Origin of the sequence: Cupriavidus phytohabitans, assembly GCF_000426345.1 — a bacterium.
Classification (GTDB): domain Bacteria; phylum Pseudomonadota; class Gammaproteobacteria; order Burkholderiales; family Burkholderiaceae; genus Cupriavidus.
On sequence record NZ_AUFE01000172.1, the window covers coordinates 1 to 3,762 of the forward strand.

3 protein-coding genes are annotated in these 3,762 nt (G+C 60.0%); all 3 read left to right on the top strand.

Features of this window, described 5'->3' with window-relative positions; all coding sequences use genetic code 11:
- The first annotated feature begins 3 nt into the window (after nucleotides 1–3).
- The 3 genes from K309_RS38780 to K309_RS38785 are packed head-to-tail and all read left to right on the top strand — an operon-like array spanning nucleotide 4 to nucleotide 3,671.
- Nucleotides 4–1,332 (top strand): FAD-dependent oxidoreductase, encoded by a 1,329-nt coding sequence (locus tag K309_RS38780; protein WP_232232639.1) that lies wholly within the window; start codon nucleotides 4–6, stop codon nucleotides 1,330–1,332.
- Entirely contained in the window at nucleotides 1,329–3,014 is a 1,686-nt protein-coding gene (gene ilvD, locus K309_RS0134185; protein ID WP_029050387.1) for a dihydroxy-acid dehydratase, read from the top strand. The genes K309_RS38780 and ilvD overlap by 4 nt, the downstream gene beginning before the upstream one ends.
- 18 nt (nucleotides 3,015–3,032) lie before the next feature.
- Nucleotides 3,033–3,671 carry a Bug family tripartite tricarboxylate transporter substrate binding protein gene (locus K309_RS38785; RefSeq protein ID WP_232232638.1) on the top strand — a complete coding sequence of 213 codons (639 nt, stop codon included), beginning with the start codon at nucleotides 3,033–3,035 and terminating at the stop codon, nucleotides 3,669–3,671.
- Nucleotides 3,672–3,762: the final 91 nt, after the last annotated feature.

Here is a 3,762-nt window from a genome sequence, read left to right on the forward strand (position 1 = left end):
CGGATACCCAGATCTTCTTGCTGGCTGCGAGCCAACGTCGGCGATAGGACAAAAGTCTTAACGGGCAATATTTTCCGAATTCTGAAGCCGCCCCGGGTAGCGGCCGCCATCGCCGCAGCGCGCACCGGCGCCAAGGTCTTGCTACTTGAGCGCGAGGGATTTCTTGGCGGGACCCTCACTTCGGTGAGCCTTGGCAGCATCTGCGGGCTCTATGCTGTCAGTGCAGCGGAGGTGCGCCAAATCGTTGGCGGCTTCTGTGATGAGGTCATCGAACGCCTTCGTGCGCTAGACGGGGTCGGAGAGACTACGCGGTGGCTTGAAACTGCCTCACTTCCTTATGACCTGTTTGCCATGAAGGTTGCGCTGGACCAGCTCGTCCAGGAAGCCAAAGTCGAGGTTCTGTTTCACGCGATGGTGGTGGGTGTGGCAATGGACGAGCAGGACATCGAAGCCGTCATGATCGAATCCAAAGAGGGGCGGCTGGCGATTCGCGCGAAAGGCTTCGTGGATTGCTCTGGCGATGCCGATCTCGTCAAGTTCGCCGGTGCGCCATTCGAAGTATCTACGGACGATCTACAGTTTCCCACCACGATGGTTCGATTCGGCGGAGTCGACACGGCCGCGCTGGAAAACCTGAGCCGCGCGGCACTCCGTGAGTGCCTGGAGCAAGCCGTTAAAGACGGCTACGAACTGCCCAGGACCGCCGGTGGAGTCTTTGCCGAACGCCCAGGCCTGGCGCACCTGAACATCACGAAGGTCGCAGTCGATGGCAAGTCACCCAATCCATTCGACGTTGGCGTGATGTCACGTGCCGAGTTGGCCGGGCGTGAACAGGTGCGCAACTACCTACAAGCTTTTCGCAAGTATGTGCCTGGATTCGAGTCGGCCTTTGTCATGGACACTGGCGCAGTCATCGGCGTGCGCGAAAGTCGTCGCACCGTGGGCAGCTATGTTCTGACCGATCGGGACGTTCTAGAAGGCGCCAGGTTCACGGACGCCATTGCGTGCTGCGCATGGCCAATGGAAGACCATGCTGCCGGACGCGCCACCAAATGGATCTGGCTTCCCCCAGGGACTTACTTTCAGATTCCGCTTCGGTCGCTCATGCTGCCAGGCTTTAACAACCTCATGGTGGCCGGACGCTGTGCATCGGCGACCCACGGTGCGCAAGCATCGATCCGCGTCACCGCACAGTGCTTCGCCATGGGCGAGGCGGCGGGTCGCACCGCAGCAACAGCCGTTGCGCAGCAGTCCAGCGTTCATAGTGTTCCTGTCGCAAACATCCAGCAGGCACTCGTCGAAAACGGCGCATTTCTTGGAGCCGCGCAATGACTTCGCAAACGTTTCGTAGCAATTTCGTTCCCGGCACCACACGCTGGGCTTTGCGCAAGGCGCAATGGCAGGCACTTGGTCTTAGCGATGAGGACATGGAGAAGCCGAAAATCGCGGTCGTCAACACATCGTCGGAGCTTTCCAGCTGCTTCAGTCACCTTGATGGCGTAGCGGCCCAGGTCAAGGCGGCTATCCGCGCCGCGGGCGGAGTACCCTTTGAAGTTCGCACGGCGGCCCCTAGCGACTTCATCACGAGCGCCGGTAAACAAGGTCGCTACATCCTTCCGTCGCGCGACCTCATCGTGAACGACATCGAGGTTCAGGTGGAGGGTGCACAGCTTGATGGCATGGTCTGTCTGGCCTCGTGCGATAAGACCACCCCCGGCCAGATGATGGCGGCAGCGAGATTGAACATCCCTACGATCATAGTGATTTGCGGTTACCAAGCCAGCGGGCAGTACAAGGGGGAACAGGTCGACATCGAAGATGTCTTCGAGAAGGTCGGCATGCACGTGACAGGCCAACTGTCGTTTGAGGACCTGGACGGCATGTGCAAGCGCGCGGTACGTAGTCCTGGTGTCTGTGCCGGGCTGGGAACGGCCAACTCGATGCACATCGTTTGCGAAGCGCTCGGCCTGACGTTGCCCGGAGCGAGCCCCGTCCTGGCAAACTCCCCTGCCATGGTGGACCAGGCTCGCGCAGCCGGCGCTCGCATCGTAGAAATGATCAACGACGGCCTGACACCGCGCAGCATCCTGACACCGGCCGCCTTCCGCAATGCAGTCAGGGTAGCGCTGGCCCTTTCTACCTCAATCAATGTCGTGCGCCATTTACAGGGGGTGGCTGAGGAGGCTGAAACGAATGTCGACCTGTACGATCTCTTCGACAAACTGGGCCGGGAAGTGCCTCTGCTGGCCACGGTCAAGCCGAACGGCCCGCACCGTACAGAGGAACTGGAGGCAGCCGGGGGCACGCTGGCGACGATCAAGCGCCTCACTCCCATGATTGAAAAGGATTGCCTCACGGTCTCTGGCATGACCTGGCAAGCCATCCTCGATTCCTATGAAGCGCCGTCGCCATCCATTCTGCACACGCTTGACGATCCCGTTTCCACGAAGCCTTCCCTGGTCATCCTGAAAGGATCGCTGGCACCCGAAGGGAGCATCCTCAAGCTTGGCAATGCCGGAGAAAAGGCCGAGAGCTTCCGAGGCAAGGCGATGGTGTTTCACTCGCAAGAGGAGGCCATCGCAGCTCTCGGAGAAGGGCGCATCAAGCCTGGAACCGTAGCTTGCCTGCGCGGCATGGGTCCAATTGGCGGTCCGGGCATGGCGCTGGCCTCGTCGTTTGTGGCGGCGGTGGAAGGCGCCGGATTCCATGGCAAGGTTGCTGTCGTGACCGATGGCCAGTTGTCAGGCCTCAATCGTGGTGTGGCCGTGGGGCAAATTTGCCCGGAAGCCGCGGCAGGTGGCCCACTTGCGCTGGTTCAGGATGGTGACGAGATCGAAATTGATATCCCCGCTCGCCAGATCAACCTGCTTGTAGACGAGCAGGAGATTGCCGCACGCCGGGCCAGTGTTGCCCCCATCTTGGGCGCCACAGAACAAGGCTGGCTGAATATCTATAGCAAGACGGTAAAACCGCTAGCGCGCGGTGCCGTGCTGATTCCCATCCATCCCCGATAATCCCATCCTGGAGGAGACATGAAGAACATCATCGACATCACCTGGCGAATGGCCATCGTCATCGCATCCCTGGCATCCGGAGTAGCGGTCGCGGCGTACCCGGAGAAGCCTGTTCGTATCGTCGTACCGTACCCGCCGGGTGGAGCTTCCGATACCACTGCCCGTCTGTTGAGCGAGAAGCTCAAAGAAGTCACCGGCGGTACATTCGTGGTGGAAAACCGGCCGGGTGCAAACGGCAATATTGCTGCCGAAATGGTGGCCAAATCGCCGGCGGACGGCTATACGCTGCTCATGGCGAACGTCGGCCCGAACGCCATCAGCCAGACCATTTATCCGCACCTGAACTATGACGTCAACAAAAGCTTCGCGCCCATCGGGCAGACTACGACAGTCCCCATCGTTCTAGTTGCCGGTCCGAAGGTCAAGGCGAATGACATCAAGGGCCTGGTTGCGGAAGTCAAAGCTAATCCCGGCAGGTACACCTTTGCCTCGGCAGGCAACGGGTCATCCAATCACCTAGTCGGCGAGATGTTCAAGGCGGGCCTGAAGCTCGACATGATGCATGTCCCATACAAGGGGGACGGCCCTGCAATGACGGACGTCATGGCAGGGCAAGTTTCCATGATGTTCACGACCGCAGTCGCTGCGCGCCCCTGAGATAAAGTCAAATCTGGTGTACGAAGGTTGATCGTGGCCGGTTCTCAGGCGGCGAGTTTCTGCTGATCCGGCGGATTGTCTTGCGCCGGGG